Here is a 22745-nt window from a genome sequence, read left to right as displayed (position 1 = left end):
CTCGAGGTCCGTACCGAACAGGACTCGCTGCCCTACTGTCCGGAACCCTGCTGCGCCGGAGCCGGGATGGTTCCGCCGTTCAGGTCCTCGCTCGAAGCTTCGTCGGTCTTCTTTTGTGTCTTGCTCTCGGCCTCCGAGGCGCCGTCGGTGACTGCCTTGCCCTCGGGGGCGATGTTGCTTTGCTGCTCCGCGGCTTCGGACTTCGTGTCCGCCACCGTCTGTTTCTTGGCCTGGTCTTCAGGGACCGCCGGTGTCGGTACATGGGCGGAAGGAAGCTTTCCCTTTTCCGCGGCCGTGGACTTTCCGGCGATCTTCTGGGTGTCCAGATTGATCGAAGCCACCGTTCCCGGGGTGACCATACCCAATTCTGCCGCCTTGACTGCCACATTCTGGGGAGCTTGAAGGTTTTGGAGCTCCTGTGTCAGCGCTTCGTTCTGCTGGCTGAGGGCCTGTTCCTGGCCGCGGAGGCTCACGATGTCGTACTGGGAGTTGGCCACATTGACGTTGATGACCAGGACCCCGACCAGCGCCGCCAGCAACAAAGCGAAGCAGAACACGGCGAATCCGGCGCGTCGGCTGCGTTTCGTGGCCGGGACCAGGGACAGCGGTGTGCGCGGCTTGGGTTCGGAACGAGGAAGGGGCGTCGGAGCCAGTGCGCGGGCGTTGGCACCGACGGTGCTGCCTGCGGTGCTCTGCCGTGCGTGAACTGCACGCGTCTGGGTTGCGGTGCTCATGTTCAGCTCCTCTTCAGGATTCGTTCCACCGCGCGGAGCTTGGCTGATGCCGCGCGGGGGTTTTCGTCGATTTCGATGTCATTCGGCTTCTCGGTTCCCTTGGTCAGACTCCGGAAGCGGGCCTTGTGCTCCTCCAGCTCGACCGGGAACCCGAGGGGGGCCGAGGACTTGGAGGCCGCGGCGAAGTGCTTCTTGGCCAGCTTGTCCTCGAGCGAGTGGTAGCTCATCACCACCACCCGGCCCCCGATGTTCAGCACGTCCATCGAGGCCGGTAGCGCCCGGTCCAGCACATCGAGTTCTTCGTTGACCTCGATACGCAGGGCCTGGAAGGTCCTTTTGGCGGGGTGTCCCCCGGTGCGGGCGGCCCCGGCCGGCACGACGCTGCGGATGCTCTCCACCAACTGGCCGGTGGTTTCGAAGGGGCGCATCCCCCGGTCCCGGACGATGGCCGACGCGATCCGACCGGCGAACTTCTCCTCACCCCAGGTGCGGATCAGGCGGACGAGATCCGATTCGGAATAGTCGTTGACCACATCGGCGGCCGTCGGTCCGGTCGAGGTGTCCATGCGCATGTCCAGTGGGGCATCGAAGGAATAGGCGAAGCCGCGTTCGCGCTCATCGAGCTGCAGCGAGGAAACCCCCAGGTCGAACAACACGCCATCGACGCCGTCGAAGCCCAGGTCCTCGACCACATCATCGATTTCGTCGTAGACCGCGTGGACCAGATCGGTCCGGTGGGAGAACGGCGCCAACCGCTCCCCCGCCAAGGCCAGTGCCTGCTCGTCGCGATCCAGCCCGATCAGGTGAAGCTGGTCGAAACGACGCAACAGCGCCTCGGAGTGCCCGCCCATGCCGAGCGTGCAATCAACGACGACGGCCCGTTCGCGCTGGTCGATCCCTGCCTGGATCGACGGCGCCAACAGCCCTACACAACGTTCGAGCAGCACCGGTACGTGCCGCTCGGATGTGGGACGGGGTGTGATGTCGTCGGTCATGCCCTGTCCCCTTTCAGCGTGTCACAGCTTGCAATCGTGGTGTAGGGATTGGGCCAGATCCCCCTCCGCTCCGATCCTCATCGGCCTGGCTCCGGGGAAGTGGAGCCAGGATGATGCTGACGGGCGGCTGGAGATCTGGTCCAACCCCACCGAGCGCTTCCAGCGGTTGCTAGAAAATGCCCGGCAGTACTTCTTCATCTGTCTCGGAGAACGTGCTCTCCTGTTCTTCGAGGTATTCGTTCCAAGCCTGGGTATCCCAGATCTCGGCCCGGGACCCCGCACCGATGACGGTGACCTCACGGTCCAGTCCGGCGTAGGCGCGCAGTGCCCCCGGGATGGTGACCCTGCCCTGCTTATCCGGCATCTCGTCAGAGGCGCCGGAGAGGAAAACGCGGATGTAATCCCGCGCCTGCCGCGAGGACAACGGTGCCTGACGCATCTGCTCATGCACGTTCTCGAATTCCCGCTGGCTGAAGACGTAGACGCAGCGTTCCTGCCCCCGGGTCAGAACCAGCCCGTTCGCCAGTTCATCGCGGTATTTGGCAGGAAGGATGATGCGCCCCTTTTCGTCAAGACGCGGCGTGTACGTCCCGAGGAACATACGCACCGCCTTCCCGTCATCAAGGAGCTACGTTCACCCCGTCATCCCCCATCACCTCTACAGTCCCCCACTTTACTCCACAAAGCCCCACTGTCAACGACAGACGGTAGTTTTACCACCAATAGGGCAAATTCTTTTCCTTGCAATCAGAGGGAAGCAGGCCCGTGGTGAGGAGTGGAGGGAATTTGGTATACAAGAGCGCGCCGGACGGGAAAAAGCCCGAAAAGATGCGCAATCACGGGCTGTGCGCCCTCGCCGGGATCCTGGTGGGGCAAAGTGGAGGAACCCGGTGGCGGGAAGTGGAGGACGGCGCGGAGGGCCACCGGAGGGGATGGGCCCGCGGGGGTGTGGCGTTCACCACGAGGTCGTGGCGCCCTGAGGGCACAAAAAAAGAGCGCCGGCCGTGATGGCCTGCGCCCTGCGGTGGCTAGGGTCCTTCTTCGGGCCTGGTGGCCAGGCCCGACGACTAGTTAGTGATCGTTAGTGCTCGTCCCGATGACGGGCTTCCCATTTGGATTCAAGATCCGCCATGAATGAGCTCTTCTGCGGTCCTGACCTGGTTTTGCCCTTGCCGACCTTGCCGAAGGCATTCTTCGAAAAAGCGACATAGACCCCGATGCACATCAGCGCGAAGCCCAGGACACCGACCGGGATCCATTGGCTGGAGACACCCAGCAACAGAGCGATGATGCCCACGACTCCGATGATGGCGCCGATGGCGATGTTCCGCGTGGAATAGCCGCCGGGTGCGGCGTTTGACTTCATCGAGGAGGCAAACTTGTGATCCTCGTGCAGTTGCTTTTCCAGCTGCTCGAGCAAGTGCTGCTCGTGTTCGGAAAGTGGCATGATCCCTTCCCCAATCCCTCGTGTCCGTCGGTCTCCGTCCGGAGAACCCCTATATATAAGTCAACGGTTCCCGCAACTGCATTGTTCCCGCTGCCGCAAGTACGTCCAATTACTTTTTCGCTACCTGTGGTCCGTCAAGGATAGTCTGCATTTCCACCACCGGGAAGTCGAGTTATGTTTCCTCCTCGGGTGGGTTCTCCGGTGGGCGCATCAGGGTCGCCGGCTGCAGCGATCCGGCGGGGAACCTCTGCCGGATGCGATCCATGGTTTCCTCGGCCTGACGCCAGTTTCCGTCGCTCCGTTCGAAGCTCAATTGGATGCCGCCGTCGGCATCGGAAAGTTGTTCCACCCGGATGCCGATGAGACGAACCCCTTGCGGTCGTTCTCCGATCCCGGCCAGCAGTCCTTCCGCAGCCGCCAGCAGTACCTGCGCGGAATTCGTGGGCTGCACCAGTCGACGGCTCCGAGACATGGTGGTGAAGTCCGAGTACCTGAGTTTCAGGGCCACTGTCTGGCCCTGGCGCTCCGCCTCGCGGAGTCTTTGGGCCACGCGGTACGCCAGGCGCAGCAGTTCCCGCTTCAGCGGCGCCTCTTCATGGACGTCGACGGCGAAGGTTTCCTCGGCACCGATGCTCTTCTCCACCCTGACCGGTTCCACCGCACGGTCGTCCCTGCCCCAGGCGAGGGCATGGAGGTGGAGGCCATTGGAACCAAGCAGCCGTTCCAGCGTGGCCAGCGGGGTCTGGGCCAGTTCGCTCACCATCGAGATCCCGGCCCGGGCCAACACCTCCTTTGTCTTGGCCCCCACGCCCCACAGGGCTTCGACGGGAAGGGTGTGCAGGTAGGCGACCGTGTCCTCGGGAGCGATGCGGAGCAATCCGTCGGGCTTGGAACGGGTCGAGGCCACCTTCGCCACGTATTTGTTCCTGGCGATCCCCACGCTGGCCGGAAGGCCCAGTTCAGCGCGGAACCTGGCCCGGATCATGCGCCCGATCTCCAGTGGTTCACCCAGTCGACGCAAGCTGCCCGTGACGTCGAGGAAGGCCTCGTCCACGCTCACTTGTTCCACCAGGGGGGTGATCTCGGCGAAGACCGACATGATGCGTTCAGAAATGAGGCGATAGGAAGCCATGTTCGGCTCGATGACCGTGGCCTTCGGTGCCATCCGCATCGCCGTGCCCATCGGCATCGCGGACCGGACGCCCAGGCGACGGCACTCATAGGATGCGGAAAGCACCACCGAACGCCCCCCGGGGTTTCCCACGATGACCTGGCGCCCCTTCAATTCCGGCCGCGTCAGGAGCTCGACGGAGACATAGAAGGCATCCATGTCCACATGGAAGACCGTGCGCGGCGTGGGGGCTTCGACCATGTCACCAATTCTACGTAACTGCTCCGACAGATAGAATGGGACCGTTCCCAGCCCACCCCACACAACGGACGTCATGAATCCCACTGAAGCCCCCGGGCCCTTCCCCCGGCCCCCCCGCGCCGAGGACACCGAATTCATCAAGCGCCTCGACTCCATGCTGGCGACGTTCCTGTCGGAACAGCGGGATATCGTGACCGGAATCTCGCCCACCGCCGTCGATCTCGTCGATTCGGTCGAAACCCTCATCCAGGGCGGCAAGAGGCTTCGGCCGCGATTCGCCTGGTGGGGTTATGCCGGGGCCGGTGGGGATCCCGCCGACGAGGCGATCATCAGGGCGGCCGCGGCCCTGGAACTGTTCCAGGCGGCGGCCTTGATCCACGATGATGTCATCGACCGGTCCGCGACCCGACGCGGCCGACCCAGCGTGCACAAATCCTTTGAATCCACCCATTCCCGGCTCGGCTGGGCCCGGGACGGAGCACGTTTCGGGGAAGCAGCAGCCCTCCTGGCCGGCGATCTCTGCCTGTCGTTCAGTGAACAGCTCTTCGCGACCGCCACGGACGCCGGTTCGCCGGCGCGGAGGATTTTTGACGGCATGCGCACCCAGGTCATGGCCGGGCAGTATCTCGACGTCCTGGAGGAGTCGGCGGGGCCTTCGTCATCCGATAGCGACGTCCTTGAACGGGCCCGGACGATCCTGAGATATAAATCAGCCAAGTACTCCACCGAGAACCCCCTGCTCCTCGGGGGCGCCCTGGCCGGGGCCGACGACCACCTGCTGGCCGGCTACTCCGCCTTCGCCTTGCCGATCGGCGAGGCCTTCCAACTCCGCGACGACGTGTTGGGCGTGTTCGGAAACGCCGAGATCACCGGGAAACCTGCCGGCGATGATCTCCGCGAGGGCAAACGCACCGAAATGATCGCCCACGGGCTGCTGCTGGCCTCTGAGGAAGACCGCGACTTCATCCAGAACCGTCTGGGGGCCGATGACCTCACAGCGGCGGAAATCAATCGCATGATGACGGTCCTCACCGATTGCGGGGCGCTGGCAGCGACCGAGGGGAGCATCGCCGCACTCTCGGCGCAGGCCTTCGATGCGCTCGACGTCTTATCCGTCACCGATCAGATCCGCGAACAGTTGCGCGCGCTGGGAAAGGCCGTCACCGAGCGCACGGCCTGAGCACCACCGCCGCCCGCCCGGGCGCCGCTGCTACCAGCCGAGGGCCTGGGCCCGGCGCCTGATCTCCGTCTTCCGCCCCTCACGCAGGGCCTGGATCGGCGTACCGGGCAGCGATTCATCGGGGGTGAAGAGCCAGCTGATCAGCTCCTCGTCCGTGAATCCGGCGTCGCCCAGCACCGTGATGGTGCCCTTGAGGCTATCGATGATCCGCCCCTCCAGAACGAATTCCGCCGGAACGGAGCGCACCTTGCGTGCGCCCACCCGCAATTCAACGATCGAGCGTTCGTCCAACAGACGGTGCACGTCCTTGATCGAGACGTCCAACGCCTCGGCTAGGTCAGGCAAAGACAACCATTCGGTCACGAGATTATTAAGAGAACTCACCACACAAGAATGCCACAATCCGTGCTCTCCCCGTCGCAATGCTCAGGTGACGAGCCACTTAAGACTTTTAGGAACGCATCACATGGTGTAAATTCACATGAGTCACAGTTGCAACATAGGTCACACGAGTATCGCGAAGCCCTGCCTGGCTTCAACTCGATGGTGATCTCTTCGGCCAAGGCCGTCGCGATCAGAGGATGTCTACATGCCCGAGCACCGCACCAGCGGCGCGCGTTCCTCGAACGTCTTCGTTCAGGGAGCCCGCAACCGTTCCATTTCCGGAGCCGTCGCAGCCGCGACGATTCCCGCCGTCGTCCTGTCAGGTGTGGCAGCAGCCGCCCCCGCAGCCGCCGTCGAGGCTCCCACGTCCACAGCACTTCTCACCCCGAAGACCGCGACTCCCGCGAACATCGCGGCCGCCCAGCAGCGCATCGCCGCCCATCTGGTGGCTTCACAGCTGCCGACCCGCCTCACCGTGGCCGCAGCGCCCGCCAAGAAGGTGACCGTCAAGTCAGGCGATACCCTCTCGGGCATCGCCCATCGACACGATATGCCGCTGTCGAAACTCCTCAAGGCCAATAAGCTCAAGGCCAGCGATCTGATCTTCCCCGGCCAGAAGCTCAAGCTCTCCGGTGGATCGTCCTCCTCCAAGTCCAGCTCGAGCTCCTCCAAGAAGAGCTCCAGCGGATCGGCGTCGACCTACACGATCAAATCCGGGGACACCCTCTCGGCGATCGCCGAAAAGGCGGACATGGGCCTGTCCAAGCTGTTGGCGGCCAACAACATGAGCATGTCCACGATCATCTACCCGGGCAAGAAGCTCAAGCTCTCCGGTGGGTCCTCCTCCAAGTCCAGCTCGAGCTCCTCCAAGAAGAGCTACAGCGGATCGGCATCGACCTACACGATCAAATCCGGAGACACCCTCTCGGGCATCGCCCACAGCAAGGGCCTCTCCCTTTCGGCCCTGCTGAAGACCAGCGGACTGAAGTCCAGCTCCATGATCTACCCGGGCCAGAAGATCAAGCTCTCGGGGGGCTCCTCGAACTCGTCCAAGTCCAGCTCGAGCTCCTCCAAGAAGAGCTCCAGCGGATCGGCGTCGACCTACACGGTCAAATCCGGGGACACCCTCTCGGCGATCGCCGAGAAGGCGGGCATGGGTCTGTCCAAGCTGTTGGCGGCCAACAACATGAGCATGTCCACGGTCATCTACCCGGGCAAGAAGCTCAAGCTCTCCGGCTCCGCCTCTTCCTCCTCGAAATCCAGCTCGGGTTCCTCCAGCTCGTCGAGCTCGACGAAGAAGAAGACCAGCAGCACCTACACGGTCAAGTCCGGGGACACCCTTTCCGGTATCGCCGGCCAGGCGGGGATGGGCTTGTCCAAGCTCCTGTCGGCCAACAACCTGAACAACTCCTCGGTCATCTACCCCGGACAGAAGCTCAAGCTCTCCGGCGGGTCCCCGGCCTCCTCGACCTCCTCGACCTCGTCGACCCGTAAGCAGCTGGTGCCGGATACCTTCCTGCACTATAAGTACCCGGCCGGCACGGTGAAGTCCGCGAACGACAATAAGTACACGCTGCTCTCGCGCAACCTCCCCTCACGGTCGGAAATGCAGTCGATCATCAGCAGCACGGCACGCAAGATGGGCGTCGACCCGTCCCTGGCCCTGGCCCACGCGTACCAGGAGTCAGGCTTCAACATGGCAGCGGTCTCCCCCGCCAACGCCATCGGTGCCATGCAGGTCATCCCGACCTCGGGTGACTGGGCGTCACAGCTGGTCGGCCGGAAGCTGGACTTGCTGAACCCCTACGACAACGCCACGGCGGGGGTTGCCATCATCCGTTCATTGCAGCGCACCAGCAGCAACGTCGAAGACGGCATCGCCTCCTACTACCAGGGGCAGGGCTCGGTGAAGCGCAATGGCATGTACAGCGATACCAAGACCTACGTGAAGTCGGTCAAGGCCCACCAGAAGAAGTTCAACTGATCAATCCCGGGTCCCCATGACGCCGGCCGGTCCCTTCGGGGACCGGCCGGCGTTTTTCCTGTTCACGGGTGCGCCCCTCAGCTGCGCAGCGGCAGGTCCAGGATGACATCCGTGCCGCTATGGGTTCCCGGCTCCCATTCGATGGTCCCCGCCAGTTCGCTGGTCACCAGGGTGCGAACGATCTGCAGTCCGAGTCCGTCCTTGCGGGGCTCCGAGCCCAGACCACGACCGTCGTCGGAGACGACCACGCGCAGCCGTTCGGTGCCATCGGCGATGGTGCGTCGCACCGCGTGGAGGCTGACCGTTCCGTCCTGCTCGCCCAGGCCGTGTTCGACGGCGTTGGAAACCAACTCGTTGATGACCAGCGACAGCGGGGTCGCCAGTTCGCTGGGCAGCCCGCCGAAGGATCCCGACCGTTCGGTGTGAACCACTTGACCAGGTGAGGCCACTTCGGCGGCCAACCTGAACTGGCGGTCGATCAATTCGTCGAAGTCGACACTCTGGCTCAGGCCCTGGGACAGCGTCTCGTGCACCAGGGCAATCGTGGCCACCCGGCGCATGGCCTGCTCCAGACCCTGCTTTCCGTCTTCGCTGACCATGCGGCGGGACTGCATGCGCAACAGCGCGGCGACGGTCTGCAGGTTGTTCTTCACCCGGTGGTGGATCTCCCGGATGGTGGCATCCTTGGAGACCAGCTCCATCTCGCGGCGGCGCAACTCCGTCACATCGCGACAGAGCACCAGGGCCCCGTATCGCTTCTTGCCATCACGTAGCGGGATGGCCCGCAGGGACAAGCTGACCCCGTTGGACTCGACCTCGGTGCGCCAGGGCATCTTGCCGGTGACGACCAATGCGAGGGCCTCGTCCACGAGGCGGCGGTCCCTCAGGAGACCGGTGGTGACCTCCGCCAGTGAGCGGCTCTCCAGGGAGTCGACCCCCCCGAGACGGCGATAGGCCGAGACCCCGTTGGGGCTGGCATATTGCACGATTCCCTCGGCGTCCAACCGGATCAGCCCGTCACCGACGCGGGGAGCCCCGCGTCGGGAGCCGGTGGGTGTCGCGAAGTCCGGCCACAGGCCCTGCATGCCCATGCGTAGCAGATCGGTGGCGCATTGCTTATAGGTCTGTTCCAGCCGCGAGGCCACCCGGGAGTTGGACAGATCCTGGTGGCTGGTGACGATCGCCAGCGTCCTGCCGTTGCGCACCATCGGGAACGCCTCGATGCGCATCGCCGACTCCTGCGTCCAATGCTCCTCCCCTGCGCGTTGGGATTCCCCGCTGGTCCAGGCCTGCTCGACCAGGGGGCGCAGGTCCTTGCGGATCCGCTCCCCCACGAAGTCGCTATGGAAGACGGTATGGCTGGTGGAGGGACGTACATGGGCCAGAGCCACATACGTCCCTCCGGCCGAGGGATGCCAGAGGACCAGATCGGCAAACGCCAGGTCCGCGACCATCTGCCAATCCCCCACCAGCAGGTGGAGCCATTCCTCGTCCCCGGGCCTGAAATCGGCGTCGTCCCGGACCGGATCGGTGAAGGTCGCCAAGAGCTACCGCCGCACGATCGAACGCAGCAGGCGCAGTGCCACCGATAGTGAAGCCATGTCATCGCGTTCGAGGCTGTTGACCTCATCGAACATGTTCTTCGCCCGGGCCAGGTTGTCGGCGTTCTGTTCTTCCCACTCCACGACCCGTCCCTCGGGATCGACCACCTCCGGTGCGGCCTGCAACGCCGCTCCGGTGATGTCCACCGCCGTGGAATACAGATCGTCCCGCAGGGCGGCACGGGCCAGCGCCTGCCACCGGTCCCCCCGCGGGAGCCGGGTGATGCGTTCGAGCAAATTGTCGATGCCGAAACGCGCGAAGACCACGTAGTAGACGGCTGCGACCTCGCGGGCCGGCAGTCCCCGGTCATGGGCGGCCTGGGCTATATCCAGCAAGGCAAAGCCCTCGAACTGCAAGGCCCAGCGCGAGGCAAGATCCTCGGGCAGGCCCCACTGGATCCCGTTGTCCTTCCACCGGGCCACCCGCTCGGCGTCAACGCCGCGCAGCAGGTCCCCCAGTTCGGCCTGCAGGGCGGTGACCGTCGGCTCGAAGGCCTCGATGTCCTGCTGGATGCTCGTCCCGGAACCGACATGGGAGATGAACCAACGCGTGGCCCGGTCCAGCAGCCGGCGCATATCCAGTTGGATGCGGCACCAGTGCTCGACGGGGACGCTGGCCGGCAAACCGGTCACGGCGTCCACGAAGTCATCCAGGGCGTAGATCTCCCGCAGGGCCACGAATGAACGGGCCACGGCTTCCTCGGAAGCGCTGGTCTCCTCCAGCACCCGGAACGCATAGGTGATGCCACCCATGTTGACCATGTCGTTGGCCACCACGGTGCTGACGATCTCCCGGCGCAGCGGGTGGGCCAGGACATCCTCGGGAAACTTCTCCGAAAGCTGCACCGGGAAGTACTCGCGCATCGTCCGGTCGAAGTACGGATCATCCGCCAGCGTGGTCTGCGCCAACGCCGTGGCCAGCTGGATCTTCGAATAGGCCACCAACACGGCCAGCTCGGGAGCGGTCAGTGACTTGCCCCCGGCCAGGCGTTCCTCCAGTTCCTCCGTACTGGGCAGGAACTCGAGCTCGCGGTCCAGATCGGCATGCTCCTCCAACCAGTCCATGAGCCGTTCGAAGCTCGGGCTCCATTCGGAGAGATGCTGCTTGTCGTTGACCAGCAGGATGTTCTGGTCGACGTTGGTCCGCAGCACCAGCCGCGCGACCTCGTCGGTCATCGAATGCAGGAAGTCCGCCCGCTCGTCCTCGGGCAGCTTTCCGGCAGTGACCATCCGATCGATCAGGATCTTGATGTTGACCTCGTGGTCGGAGCAGTCCACCCCGGCGGAGTTGTCGATCGCGTCGGTGTTGAGGATGACCCCCTTCAGCGCTGCTTCAATGCGTCCGCGCTGGGTCATGCCCAGGTTTCCGCCTTCGCCGACCACCCGGGCCCGCAGATCCTTGCCGTCGACCCGGATCGCGTCGTTGGCACGATCCCCGACATCGGTGTGGGATTCCGTGGAAGCCTTCACATACGTGCCGATGCCACCGTTGTAGACCAGATCCACTGGCGCCGACAGGATGGCGCGCAGCAGGTCCGGGGGCGACATCGACGTCGTCCCTTCCGGCAGCCCCAACACGTCCCTGACCTGGTCGGAGATCGGGATGGACTTGGACTGGCGTGGATAAACACCCCCGCCTTCGCTGATCAGCGAGGTGTCGTAGTCGCCCCAGCTCGAACGCGGTAGCTCGTATAGCCGCTGGCGCTCGGCGAAGGACGGCTTCGGATCCGGATTCGGATCCAGGAAGATGTGCCGGTGGTCGAAGGCGGCAACCAGTTTGGCGTGCTCGGAACGCTGCAGCCCGTTGCCGAAGACGTCCCCGCTCATGTCGCCGATGCCGGCCACGGTGAATTCCTCCGTCTGGGTGTCGATTCCCAGTTCGAAGAAGTGCCGTTTGACCGACTCCCAGGCGCCACGGGCCGTGATGCCCATGGCCTTGTGGTCGTAGCCCACCGATCCGCCCGAGGCGAAGGCGTCGCCGAGCCAGTGGCCCCGGGCCAGTGAGATCTCGTTGGCGGTATCGGAGAAGCTGGCCGTGCCCTTGTCGGCGGCGACGACCAGGTAGGTGTCGTCGTCATCCAGGCGCACCACGCGGTCCGGGACGACCACCCTCTCGGTGTCACCGTCCCTGACCAGGTTGTCGGTGATATCGAGCAGGGCCGAGATGAAGATCCGATAGGCGGCCTTGCCTTCCTCGATCCAGGCATTGCGATCCACCGAAGGGTCAGGCAGGTTCTTCGCGAAGAAACCGCCCTTGGCGCCGGTCGGGACGATCACGGCGTTCTTGACCATTTGTGCCTTGACCAGCCCCAGGACCTCCGTCCGGAAGTCCTCCCGGCGATCCGACCAGCGCAGGCCACCGCGGGAAACCTTGCCGTAGCGCAGGTGCACGCCTTCGACGCGGGGCGAATAGACCCAGATTTCGTATTGCGGCCGCGGGAACGGGGCCCCGTCGATCCGCCCTGGTTCGAGCTTGAAGGACAGGTGGATGGTGTCCTGGTAGTAGTTGGTCCGCGTGGTGGCGTCGATGACGTTGACGAAGCGGCGCAGCAGCCTGTCGGCGTCAAGGGTCGCCACGTGTTCCAGCCCGGTCTCCAGCGCGGCCCGTGCCGCTGCGGTGCGACGCGTGCGTTCGGCGTCATCGAGATCCGGGTCGAAGGTGCCCTCGAACAGGTCCACGAGGGCCTCGGTCACCTCCGGGTTGGCCAGCATGGTATCGGCAATGAACCCATAGGAGTTCGAGGCACCGAGTTGGCCCAGGTACTTGGCGTACGCCCGCAGGACCGCCGTCTCCCGCCAAGACAGGCCCTGAGCGAGGATGAGCCGGTCGAAGGCGTCGGATTCGGCCCGTCCCACGAAGACCGCACCGTAGGCCTCGGTGAGCAGGTCACTGGTTTCGAGCGGGTCGATGCCCTCCGGATACTTCAGTCCCAGGTCGTAGAGGTAGAACTTCTTGCCGTCGCGTCGTTCGATGGCGAACGGCTTCTCGTCGACGACTTCCAATCCCTGGTGGGACAGCACCGGAAGGATCCGGCTCAAGGACAGCGGTTCGGTCAGGTACAGGTTCAACCGGGCATCCACGCCATGCTGGTCGGCCACGTTGGAGGGGACGTAGACGTGGAGCACGGGGCCTTCGTGCCCGGGCTCGTCATAGGTGGAGAAGCGTTCGATGTCATCGAGTGCGTCCTCCACTTCGAAGTCCACGCGGTAGGCCTGCGGGAAGGCATCGGCCCAAAGCCGGGACATCTCGGCGGCTTCGCCTCGCTCGAAGCGACTGCGCACCTCCTCGTCCACTCCCTCGCCCCAGGACCTGACGGCCCGGACGAGCCGCTGTTCCAGCTCCTCGCGGGAAACCTCAGGCGTCTGCTCACCCAGGGGCAGTCGGACCCGATAGAACAGCCGCACCAGGGCGGATTCGTTCATCTGTACTTCGTACTCGGTGGAATCCGAGGCGTAGGCCTTCTTCAGTTCCTCCTCGATGCGCAACCGGACCGCCGTGGTGTACCGATCGCGGGGCAGGAAGACCAAGGCGGACATGAACCGTCCGTAGATGTCGGGCCTGAGGAACAAACTGGTGCGACGACGTTCCTGCAGCCTGAGGATCCCGGTGACGATACGCAGCAGGTCCTCCGTTTGGATCTGGAAGAGTTCGTCCCGGGGGTAGCTCTCCAGGATCGTCAACAAGTCCTTGCCCGAATGGGAATCAGGGGCGAATCCCGAGGCCTTGAGCACGCGCTCGACGTTATCGCGGGCCACCGGGACGGTCCGGACCGGGCGGGTATAGGCACTGGTGGCAAAGAGGCCGATGAAGCGTCGTTCGCCGGTGACGTTGCCCTGGGCGTCGAAGCTCTTGACCCCGATGTAGTCCAGGTAGACCGCGCGGTGGACCGTGGAGCGTGAATTGGCCTTGGTGATGACCAGTGGACGCTTTTCCCGGGCCTTGTCCCTCCCCAGTTTCGTCAGTTCCTGACGGAGCATGGTGGTGCCCGACCGGCGCATCAGGCCCAATCCGCTCTCGGAACGCACGTGCAGGACATCCTTTCCGTCCTCCACGGCCAGATCGTATTCGCGGTATCCCAGGAAGGTGAAGTTGCCTTCGTCCAACCAACGCAACAGCTCGGCAGCGCTATCCAGATCGGGGATCTCGTCGTTGACATCTGCCAGCGAATCAGCGATTTCGTGGGCCTTGGCACGCATCGGCGCCCAGTCCTCCACGGCGTCGCGGACATCGGACAGGACTTGTTCCAGGCCCTCGACCAATGCGGTGACCCGCTCCGGTTCCGGCGTCCCGGCGATTTCGATGGCGATCCATGATTCGACGGTCGATTTACCGGTCTGGTCCATGAAGGCGGAAAGGTCCGGCAAGGCAGCAGTATCGCCCGATGATGTGGCCTCGGCGGTGTTGACCGGTTCGATCGTGGTCGCAATTCCCTCCTCGTCCCGATGGACCAGGAACGTCGGGTGGACGACCAAGGTGATGCCTTGTTCCTGCTGGACGATCTCCGCGGTGACAGAGTCGACCAGGAAGGGCATGTCGTCGGTGACCGCATAGACGACCGCACGGTCCTCCTCCAGATCCACCGCGACCTTCGCCCGTCCCCGGTCCCGCTGGTGCCCGAGGCCCAGATGCACCCCGACGCGGTTCCGCAGCTCCTCCGGTGGATACGTTGCCGCATCCTCCGGTGAAAGGTGCCCGTAATAGGCCTCGGCGAACTGGGGGGTGTTGGTCTCGGCAATGAATCCTGTAGGACTGCCCGACTCCGACGACATCAATTAACGCCTCCGTAAAAGGATGAGGACCGCGCCTTTGCGGTCTCGAACACCTCAAGACTAACCCGCGGACCGGTTAGCTCCCAATGGGCTGTATCAGCGATTGAAGAACCCTGCACGACGCCTGACTTCCACCGAAACCAGGGCCGCGATCCCGGCCCGCAGAACACTCTCGGGAGCCAGCTCTGCCAGCACGCTGCCCTGCAGCAAGGCCCGGTCCGCGGTGTCCGGTTCCCAGGGCAGCAGCCCGTCGATCCCGCCACCGGGACCAAAGCGCTCCCAGCTTTCCACCAGGGCCCGTTCCGGGGCGGGTCCGACCGCCGAACGACGCACCCGGTTGAAGACCACCCGGGGAGTCGTTCCGGGCAGGATCTCGCGCAGATCCTCGAGGCCCTTGATCATCCGGGGAACCCCGACGCTGTCGGCCGAGCCGACGGCGATGACCTCGGCCGCCGACTCCAACACGGCCAGGGCCGCACCATTGCGTTGCGGGGCGGACGTGTCATACGTCAGGTCCTCGTCGCGTTCGAGGAAGGAGGCGACATCGACGACCACCAGGTCGGCCCGACGACGCACGAAGTCCAGCACCCGGGCCAAGGCCCCGGCCCGCAGTTCGGGCCATCGTTGGGGCCGGGACAAGCCCGTGGCCACCCGGAGCGTTGTCCCTCCGACCGCGACCACGGCACAGGAGCGTTCGAACCCCGCCTCGTCGAGCATGCCCTGGTCCGAGAGCCGGCATAGTTGTGCCAGCCCCGCAGCCTCGTCGAGCAGCCCCAGATGGACGGCGACGCTGGCGCCGTAGGTATCGGCGTCGAGCAGCACGACCCGTTGGCCGTCCATGGCCGCTTCGGCAGCCAGGTTCACCGCAACCAGGGTCTTCCCAGTCGATCCCGCCGGGCCCCAGACCGCCAGGATCCGTCCCGGGGCCGGCTCCGGGATGTGCTCCGTCCTTGCGGGGGACTGCGCCCGGCGTGCACCGCGTGGCGCTGGACGGTGGGCGCCGGAAACCAGGAGTTCGAGCAGATCCGAGACCGACTGCTCCTGCGCGGTTTCCGGTTCCACGCCCAGACCGAGCCCGGCGAGCCGCCCGGCCTGGGAGGGTTCATCCGTGATGGCCACCGCCGGGACGCCGTGGAAGGACAGCTCGTCGGCGAATTCCGCATCGATGTCCATGGGCGGTCCCAGCAACAACGCGGCATCGGCCAAGCCGGATTCGGCCAAGGCCACGACCTCGCCCAGTTCCTCGCAGTGCCTCACGATGGTGACCATGCCGCGCAATCGTTCAAGACGGTCCGCCAGGTCCCCGGCCCGGCCCCAGACCACGACGGCGATACTCATCCGGCAGACCCTCCGCCGGCGAACACCACGGTCAGTTGCGCTTCATTGGCCAAGGCGGAAATCATCCCGGGCAGGTCCTCATCGGTCACGAGGAGCTCAACCACCTGCCCCGAGACCCCGCCGAAACCGGAATCGAGTTCGCGGATGGCACTGACCTCCACGGTTTCCAACAGTTTCTTCGGTTCCTGATAGGTCGTGGAGTCCTTGGCCCGTTCGGCGGCCCACACATCAACACGGGTGCCCACCGCCACCGCCACCGGCAGGTCCCGGGACAACTCGACGGAGAGGGGTTTGCGGTTCTGCGGGTCGCGGCCGCCCAGCGAGGCAAGGGGGACCAGTTCACCGCTGCGGATCAGCGTATTGGCCCGAAGATCCTCGGACGGGGCCTGCCGGGCGGTGAGGTATTGGTCCTGGACGGAATCCAGCCGCACATCGACAACGTCCAATCCGGAGGCTTCGATCTTCTCCCCCATGCTGATGTCCTGGCTGGCCACGTATACCGGCACCGTCTTGTTCTGCCAGGACAGCAGGGTGAGGACTCCGGCCACGGCGCCGATAACCAACAGGATGCCAACGATCAGCCGGGGATCCCTCCACCCGGGTTTGCGCAGTCTGCGCGCCGGTTGGCTGTGCTGTACATCGGTTGCCACGCTGCCTCTGCTTCCCGCCGACTGTGATGACACAGACCGCGTTGGTGGGAGAAGTTACGGTGAATGATTCCTCCCTACGCGTCAACACTAATGACTAAACCCCCACTACCCAAGGGGTGGGCCCGATCTGTGGATCGTCGGCGGCCATCAGCCCTCATGACGCAGGACGGAGATCGAGGCGAATGGCAGCAGGGCAACCGATCTGACCTCGGCGCTGCGACGGTACCCGTCGGCCGGATGCCGGGCCAGGCGCAAATGGTCGGCACCGGCATGATCCAGGGTCCCGGTCCCCAAGGCGGCCCCGTCCACGGCCCACACCGTGACCCGCGCCCGGTTGCGCACCAGTGAACGCAGGGCAGCACCCTGGCTGAGCCGGCGTCGTACCGCGGTCTGGTCCACGACCGCGGCACGCTCTCCGGCCACTTCGATCGACCTGATGCCGGGAGCCAACACCAGGTATTCGGCATGGCCCTCGAGCAGCGACAACCAATTCGCCCCCACATGCACCAGCACCCCGCGCAGCCGCTGACCGGAGAGCAGGTCCAGCGTGATCTCCGCGCCCGTCTGGCCGGCGAGATAGTCCCAGAGGCGCAGCTGGGACCGCTCGATCCGGACCATCTCCTGGATCTCCACGGTGCGCTCCCGCGCCCGGACGGCATTGAGCTGGGACTCCAGATCGGCGAATAGTGATTCCCAGCGCATGGGCCCACCCTATTCCCACCGATTTCCATTCGGCTCTGGACAGCGGGGATCCCGAGTGCCATGCTCGATCTCAATCAACACCAAATAACATCAAACTGCATCAAATGAAAAGAGTGATGGAAATGGTTCCAGGACCGACCGGTGACCCCCGGCAGACAGCCTCGGGGGTGAGCGGGGTCCTGATCGGACTCTGCACGATCCTGCTGTCGCTCTGTGCGGTGATCCGACTGTCCGGCGGACCCGAGTGGGGCGATGCGGCGACGCGCTCCCCCGCCAGCTGGGACCGCAGCGCCGCCCTCTGCTGCGTCGTGCTGGGGCTGGCGGTCATCGGGTGGTGGATTTTCAGCTTCCTGGCCGCCTGCCTCAGTGAATTCCTACGCCGGAGAGGACGGACGGCGGGCGCCGATCGCACCGCACGGCTTTCGCCGGTCTTCATGCGCCGGGCGGCGGCAGCCCTGCTCGGCACCCAACTCCTGATCGTCCCGGCCGCCCACGCCCTCGCACCGGTTCCCCCCGTCGCTGCCTCGTCTGCCACCTTCCGCATCGCGGTACCGGAGCTGGCACTCCAGGACCCACGGTCCACGGTGCCCACGGCGTCCTGGACCGAACGGCAGCTACCCACCCCCCGGTGGAATGCCGAACGGCCGGCAGCACCGATGGAGCGGCTGATGGGCAGTCCGGCCGATGCCCCCGCACCGGGAAGGACCGTGGTGGTCGGCGCCGGGGATTCCCTCTGGCGGATCGCCGCACGGATGGCCGGGCCCGGAGCCAGTGACGCACAAATCGCCCATGCCTGGCCCCGCTGGTACCACGCCAACCGGGATGCCATCGGCCCGGACCCCAACCTGTTGTCCATCGGAACCGTCTTGACCCGGCCTCCGGCCGAGTTGGACCACAACGGAAAGTAGGAGCCATGAGCCAGTCAGCACAACCGGAACCCCCGCCGCCGGGCCCCGTGAACGGCCCCGGGATCGGACCGGGGTTTTCCGCCGGAACACCGGAGGCAATGATCCGCCCCCTGCCGGTGCGCAAATTCGCCGATCTGCTCCCGGCAACCACACCCCGCTACCCCGCCAGCACTTCGAACGGGTCCGCTGCGGACCCCAGGGTTCCACCGGCACGGCACGACGCCGCGGAGGCGTCCCGGCGGGAGGAAGTCGCCCATGTGCAGACGATCGTGCGCATGGTTGCCCTGGCGGCCTTCGAATCGATGACGGGGGTCAGACCGGTCCACCAGCTGGCCCGCTGGCTCGAGGCCGGCCAGTACGAGAAGCTCCGTTGCCGGGTCGCCCTGATCAACGCGACCCGACCCGATGACGGAACCCGCTCCCGGCGCAACACCTCGATCAGACGGACCCGGCTCTGCCCGGTGGCCACCGGCGCCTACGAGGCGAGTCTGGTGGTGGCCGAAAACGACCGTGTCCGTGCCGCCGCTCTCCGGGTGGAGCGGCGACACGGACACTGGACCGTAGTCGATCTGCAGTTGGGTTAGCTGCGCTTGGCCTTCTTCGAGCGCCGCTCGGCCCGGTTGGCCTTGCCCTTGGTCTTGGCCGCCGCCGAGGCCGACCGCTCGACCCGGGATTCCGCTTCCCCGTCCTCACTGGGTGAGGTGTACTGCAAGGTCGAGGGAGGGGCCGGCGCATCCAGGCCGGGGGTGTTGAGCACCGGCGTCGTGGTGTTGGAGCGTCCGTCGGTGACCCCGGGCAAGGACACCGGGGTCGGTGCGGCGACCTCGACCTCGAGGTTGAACAAGAAGCCGACGCTTTCCTCGCGGATGGCCTCCATCATGGTCTGGAACATCACGTAGCCCTCGCGCTGGTATTCGACCAGCGGGTCGCGCTGGGCCATGGCCCGCAAGCCGATGCCCTCCTTGAGGTAGTCCATCTCGTAGAGATGTTCCTGCCATTTGCGTCCGATCACGCTCAGGACCACCCGGCGTTCGAGTTCACGCAGGTTCTCGGCACCGATGGCCCGTTCGCGTTCCTCGTACTGGACGCGGGCGTCGGAAAGGATTTCCTCGTACAGGAACTCCGGGGTGATGCGGCCGGGGCCGCCACCTTCTTCCAGGACCTCCTCGATGGTCAAGGCGATCGGGTACAACTGCCCCAGGTTCGTCCACAACTGCTTGAAGTCCCAGTCGTCGCCGTGCCCCGAGCTCGTCGCCTCGGACACCATGGCCTTGATGGCGTCCTCCAGGAAGTGCTGGACCTGCTCCTGCAGGTCGCCACCTTCAAGGATGCGCCGGCGGTCGCCGTAGATGGCTTCGCGTTGGCGGTTCATGACGTCGTCGTACTTCAGGACGTTCTTGCGCTGTTCGGCGTTGGTCGACTCGACCTGGCCCTGGGCGGTTTCGATGGCCCGCGACACGATCTTGGACTCCAGGGCCATGTCCTCGGGCATCGAGGGGTTGTTCATGATCCGCTGGGCAGCGTTGGCGTTGAAGCGCCGCATCAGTTCGTCGGTCATGGACAGGTAGAAACGGGACTCCCCCGGATCGCCCTGACGTCCGGAACGGCCGCGCAACTGGTTGTCGATACGGCGGGATTCGTGGCGTTCGGTGCCCAGGACGTAGAGACCGCCCAACCCGCGGACCTCCTCGGCCTCGGCCTTCACGCTTTCGCGGGCGGCGGCGAACACGTCGTCCCAGATCCGCTCGTATTCCTCCGAGTCGCGCTCGGGGTCGAGGCCACGGCGCTCCATGTCGGCGACGGCGAGGAACTCGGCGTTGCCGCCGAGCATGATGTCGGTACCGCGGCCGGCCATGTTGGTGGCCACGGTGACCGCACCCTTCTTGCCGGCCTGGGCGATGACGGCGGCCTCACGGGCGTGTTGCTTGGCATTGAGCACCTCATGGCGCACGCCCTCCTGGGCGAGTTTGCGGGAGAGGTATTCGCTCTTTTCGACGCTGGTGGTACCGATCAGCACCGGCTGTCCGGCGGCGTGGCGTTCCACGATGTCCTGGGCGACGGCATCGAATTTGGCGATTTCGTTCTTGTAGATCAGATCCGACTGGTCCTTGCGCACCATCGGTTTATTCGTGGGGATCTCCACGACACCGATGCTGTAGGTCCCCATGAACTCGGCCGCCTCGGTCTGTGCGGTACCGGTCATGCCGGAAAGCTTGGCGTACAGACGGAAGTAGTTCTGCAATGTGACCGTGGCCATCGTCTGGTTCTCCGCCTTGATCTCGACGTTTTCCTTCGCCTCGATCGCCTGGTGCATGCCTTCGTTGTAGCGGCGTCCCGCCAGCGTACGGCCGGTATGTTCGTCGACGATCATGACTTCGCCCTTGATCACGACGTAGTCCTTGTCCTTCTTGAACAATTCCTTGGCCTTGATGGCGTTGTTCAGGAAGCCGATCAGCGGGGTGTTGGCCTCTTCGTAGAGGTTGTGGATGCCCAGGTGGTCCTCTACCTTTTCGATCCCCGCCTCCAGCACGCCCACGGTGCGCTTCTTCTCGTCGACCTCGTAGTCGGTGTCGACGTCCAGGCGGGTCACCAGCCGGGCGAACTCGCTGAACCAGCGGTTCACATCCCCCTGGGCCTGGCCCGAGATGATCAACGGGGTCCTGGCCTCGTCGATGAGGATGGAGTCGACCTCGTCAACGATGGCGAAGTTGTGGCCGCGCTGGACGAGTTCATCCTTGCTCCAAGCCATGTTGTCGCGCAGGTAGTCGAAGCCGAATTCGTTGTTCGTCCCGTAGGTGACGTCCGCTTCATACTGCTGACGGCGCACCGAAGGATCCTGGTTGGCCAGGATGCAGCCGGTGGTCAGGCCCAGGAAGCGGAAGACGCGCCCCATCAGGTCCGACTGGTACTCGGCGAGGTAGTCGTTGGTCGTGATGATGTGCACGCCCTTGCCGGAGATGGCGTTGAGATAGGCAGGCCCGGTCGCCACCAGCGTCTTGCCTTCACCGGTCTTCATTTCGGCGATGTCACCCAGATGCAGGGCCGCCCCGCCCATGAGCTGGACGTCGAAGTGACGCATGCCCAACGTGCGGTCGGATGCCTCGCGGACCGCGGCAAAGGCCTCGGGCAGCAAGGAGTCCAGCGAAGCGCCCTCTTGGAAGCGCTTCTTGAAGTCCTCGGTTTCGGCCCGCAGATCCGCATCCGACATGGCCCGGAATTCGTCCTCAAGCAGGTTGATGGCCTGCGCGTATCCGCGCAGTTGCTTCAGGGTCTTCTTGTCGCCGGTCCGCAGGACGCGTTCTAGCAGTGATGCCACGTGGTAGCTCCAAATCTCAGGCACAGGAATTCTGGCTTGACCAGTCTACGGGAGACACGATCGGCGGCCCTTTCAGGTTCCCGCGCTTCGTGTCCCCACCGTATTGGCCAGTTCTAGGGAAAGGTTACCCTCCAGTTCGACCTGCACCGATTCCAGACCGAGCCATTCAGCCATCAGGGAAAGCTCGGACGCCAGTTCCCGGGCGGTTTCAGCGGGTGCCTCCGGTTCGGCGTGGCTGGATCTGACCAGGAGCACTCCCCGCGCCCGATCGGCCTTGAGATCCACCCGGGCCACGAGGTCCTGGCCCAACAGGAAGGGCAGGACGTAGTAGCCGTAGCGTCGTCGGGCGGCCGGGGTGTAGATCTCGAGCCGGTAGTGGAAACCGAAGAGCTCCTCCAGGCGCCGTCGTTCGAAGACCAGCGAGTCAAAGGGGCTGAGCAGCGCCCGGGCCCGTGCCCGGCGCGGTTTGAGAGCCTGGTGGTGGAGGTATTGGCGGCCGGGCCACCCCTGGACATCGACCAGTTCGAGCACCCCGTCCTCGACGAGTCGTTCCACGGCTTCGGCCGCGGCGCGGACCGGGAGCCTGAAGTAATCGGCCAGGCAACGCACGGTGCCGATGCCGTGAGCCCTGGCCGCGGCCTCGATCAGCCTGCGGGCGGAGGTGGAGCGCTCGGCGTCGGTGGCCGCGACGACCATGCCACCTCCGACCCCCTCGATCGCCCGCGGCGGCCCCGCACTGCGGGCCTGTGGGGGAAGGACCGTGGAGATGGGGGCATAACGCCGTTCGAACTGGGTGCTGCGGTTCACGGAGCCGACCTGCCCGAGGGCGAACATGGCTTCCAACGCCTCCTTCACCGAGGAGCGGTTCCATCCCCAGCCGGAACGGTCGATCACTTCATGGTGTCCCAAACGAGTCGCCACCTCACGGGCCGTCAGCGGCCGTGAGGAGCCCAGCAGGTCAAGGATCCGGTCGGCCAGTTCACCGAGTTCGGGACGATCGGGGGTGAAGCTGCCCATCCAGGTCCGTCGTTGCCACAGCAACAGGTCGGCGTGGTGTTCGGGCCGGATGAAGCTTGCTTCGTGGGCCCAGTACTCCACCATCCGCCGTGGCGACCGGGAGGACAACCGGTCCAATGCCGCCCGATCGTAGGGCCCCAACCGGGCGAAGAGCGGCAGATAGTGGGCCCGGGTCAGGACGTTGACCGAATCAATTTGCAACAATTGCAGGCGCTCAAAGGTCCGGCCCACCTGCCGGGCGGTCGCCCGGCGGGTGGGCCGTTCCTGATGAAGTCCCTGGGCCGCCAGCGCAATGCGCCGGGCCTGGGCCAAGGTCATCGATCGGGTCATGGAGCCCTTTCGGGCCC

17 protein-coding genes are annotated in these 22745 nt (G+C 65.1%); 4 read left to right on the top strand and 13 right to left on the bottom strand.

Annotated features, from left to right (window positions below):
• Positions 1-32: 32 nt before the first annotated feature.
• The 5 genes from ftsL to dinB form a co-directional block, all read right to left on the bottom strand.
• Complete coding sequence (gene ftsL / locus AC3ZI9_RS05980; protein ID WP_444561492.1) at positions 33-734, bottom strand: cell division protein FtsL; 702 nt, start codon at positions 732-734, stop codon at positions 33-35.
• A gap of 2 nt (positions 735-736) precedes the next feature.
• Positions 737-1729, bottom strand: coding sequence for a 16S rRNA (cytosine(1402)-N(4))-methyltransferase RsmH (rsmH, locus tag AC3ZI9_RS05975; protein ID WP_444554397.1), 993 nt, complete (start codon positions 1727-1729; stop codon positions 737-739).
• Between the two features lie 169 nt (positions 1730-1898).
• Positions 1899-2330: a division/cell wall cluster transcriptional repressor MraZ gene (gene mraZ / locus AC3ZI9_RS05970; RefSeq protein ID WP_444554396.1), complete on the bottom strand. Its 432-nt coding sequence runs from the start codon at positions 2328-2330 to the stop codon at positions 1899-1901.
• Between the two features lie 480 nt (positions 2331-2810).
• On the bottom strand, positions 2811-3176 hold the full coding sequence (locus AC3ZI9_RS05965) for a DUF3040 domain-containing protein (protein WP_444561491.1): 366 nt from the start codon (positions 3174-3176) through the stop codon (positions 2811-2813).
• Positions 3177-3348: 172 nt separating this feature from the next.
• On the bottom strand, positions 3349-4548 hold the full coding sequence (gene dinB / locus AC3ZI9_RS05960) for a DNA polymerase IV (protein WP_444554394.1): 1200 nt from the start codon (positions 4546-4548) through the stop codon (positions 3349-3351).
• A 73-nt stretch (positions 4549-4621) separates the two neighbouring features.
• Between dinB and AC3ZI9_RS05955 the strand changes: the two genes are divergently transcribed.
• Entirely contained in the window at positions 4622-5728 is a 1107-nt protein-coding gene (locus tag AC3ZI9_RS05955; RefSeq protein WP_444554393.1) for a polyprenyl synthetase family protein, read from the top strand.
• A gap of 30 nt (positions 5729-5758) precedes the next feature.
• Here AC3ZI9_RS05955 and AC3ZI9_RS05950 read toward each other — a convergent pair whose 3' ends face one another.
• Complete coding sequence (locus tag AC3ZI9_RS05950; RefSeq protein WP_444554427.1) at positions 5759-6091, bottom strand: Rv2175c family DNA-binding protein; 333 nt, start codon at positions 6089-6091, stop codon at positions 5759-5761.
• Between the two features lie 226 nt (positions 6092-6317).
• Here AC3ZI9_RS05950 and AC3ZI9_RS05945 point away from each other — a divergent pair, with 226 nt between their 5' ends.
• A complete protein-coding gene (locus tag AC3ZI9_RS05945) occupies positions 6318-8096 on the top strand; it encodes a LysM peptidoglycan-binding domain-containing protein (RefSeq protein WP_444554392.1) in 1779 nt (592 codons plus the stop codon).
• A 77-nt stretch (positions 8097-8173) separates the two neighbouring features.
• On the opposite strand, the gene AC3ZI9_RS05940 is transcribed toward AC3ZI9_RS05945, so the two are convergent.
• From AC3ZI9_RS05940 to AC3ZI9_RS05920, 5 genes are all read right to left on the bottom strand, one after another.
• Positions 8174-9640, bottom strand: coding sequence for a sensor histidine kinase (locus tag AC3ZI9_RS05940; RefSeq protein ID WP_444554391.1), 1467 nt, complete (start codon positions 9638-9640; stop codon positions 8174-8176).
• Positions 9641-9643: 3 nt separating this feature from the next.
• Positions 9644-14467, bottom strand: a complete 4824-nt coding sequence (locus tag AC3ZI9_RS05935; RefSeq protein WP_444554390.1) for an NAD-glutamate dehydrogenase — start codon at positions 14465-14467, stop codon at positions 9644-9646.
• Positions 14468-14563: 96 nt separating this feature from the next.
• On the bottom strand, positions 14564-15805 hold the full coding sequence (locus tag AC3ZI9_RS05930; protein ID WP_444554389.1) for a CpaE/TadZ family protein: 1242 nt from the start codon (positions 15803-15805) through the stop codon (positions 14564-14566).
• Complete coding sequence (locus tag AC3ZI9_RS05925; protein ID WP_444554388.1) at positions 15802-16455, bottom strand: CpaB family protein; 654 nt, start codon at positions 16453-16455, stop codon at positions 15802-15804. The genes AC3ZI9_RS05930 and AC3ZI9_RS05925 overlap by 4 nt, the downstream gene beginning before the upstream one ends.
• Before the next feature lie 147 nt (positions 16456-16602).
• Positions 16603-17157, bottom strand: a complete 555-nt coding sequence (locus AC3ZI9_RS05920) for a hypothetical protein (protein WP_444554387.1) — start codon at positions 17155-17157, stop codon at positions 16603-16605.
• A 104-nt stretch (positions 17158-17261) separates the two neighbouring features.
• Here AC3ZI9_RS05920 and AC3ZI9_RS05915 point away from each other — a divergent pair, with 104 nt between their 5' ends.
• Both AC3ZI9_RS05915 and AC3ZI9_RS05910 read left to right on the top strand, forming a co-directional pair.
• The gene (locus AC3ZI9_RS05915) at positions 17262-18065 is read left to right on the top strand and encodes a LysM peptidoglycan-binding domain-containing protein (RefSeq protein WP_444561490.1); all 804 of its coding nucleotides are present in this window, start codon (positions 17262-17264) and stop codon (positions 18063-18065) included.
• Positions 18066-18070: 5 nt separating this feature from the next.
• Entirely contained in the window at positions 18071-18649 is a 579-nt protein-coding gene (locus tag AC3ZI9_RS05910; RefSeq protein ID WP_444554385.1) for an Rv3235 family protein, read from the top strand.
• Here AC3ZI9_RS05910 and secA read toward each other — a convergent pair.
• Both secA and AC3ZI9_RS05900 read right to left on the bottom strand, forming a co-directional pair.
• Positions 18646-21381 (bottom strand): preprotein translocase subunit SecA, encoded by a 2736-nt coding sequence (gene secA / locus AC3ZI9_RS05905; RefSeq protein ID WP_444554384.1) that lies wholly within the window; start codon positions 21379-21381, stop codon positions 18646-18648. The two genes, AC3ZI9_RS05910 and secA, sit on opposite strands and share 4 nt — an antisense overlap.
• Positions 21382-21453: 72 nt before the next feature.
• The gene (locus AC3ZI9_RS05900; protein WP_444554383.1) at positions 21454-22728 is read right to left on the bottom strand and encodes a winged helix-turn-helix domain-containing protein; all 1275 of its coding nucleotides are present in this window, start codon (positions 22726-22728) and stop codon (positions 21454-21456) included.
• Positions 22729-22745 lie beyond the last annotated feature (17 nt).

Source organism: Arthrobacter sp. AOP36-F1-5 (genome assembly GCF_058137995.1).
This window is presented reverse-complemented; position numbering and strand designations above follow the sequence as displayed.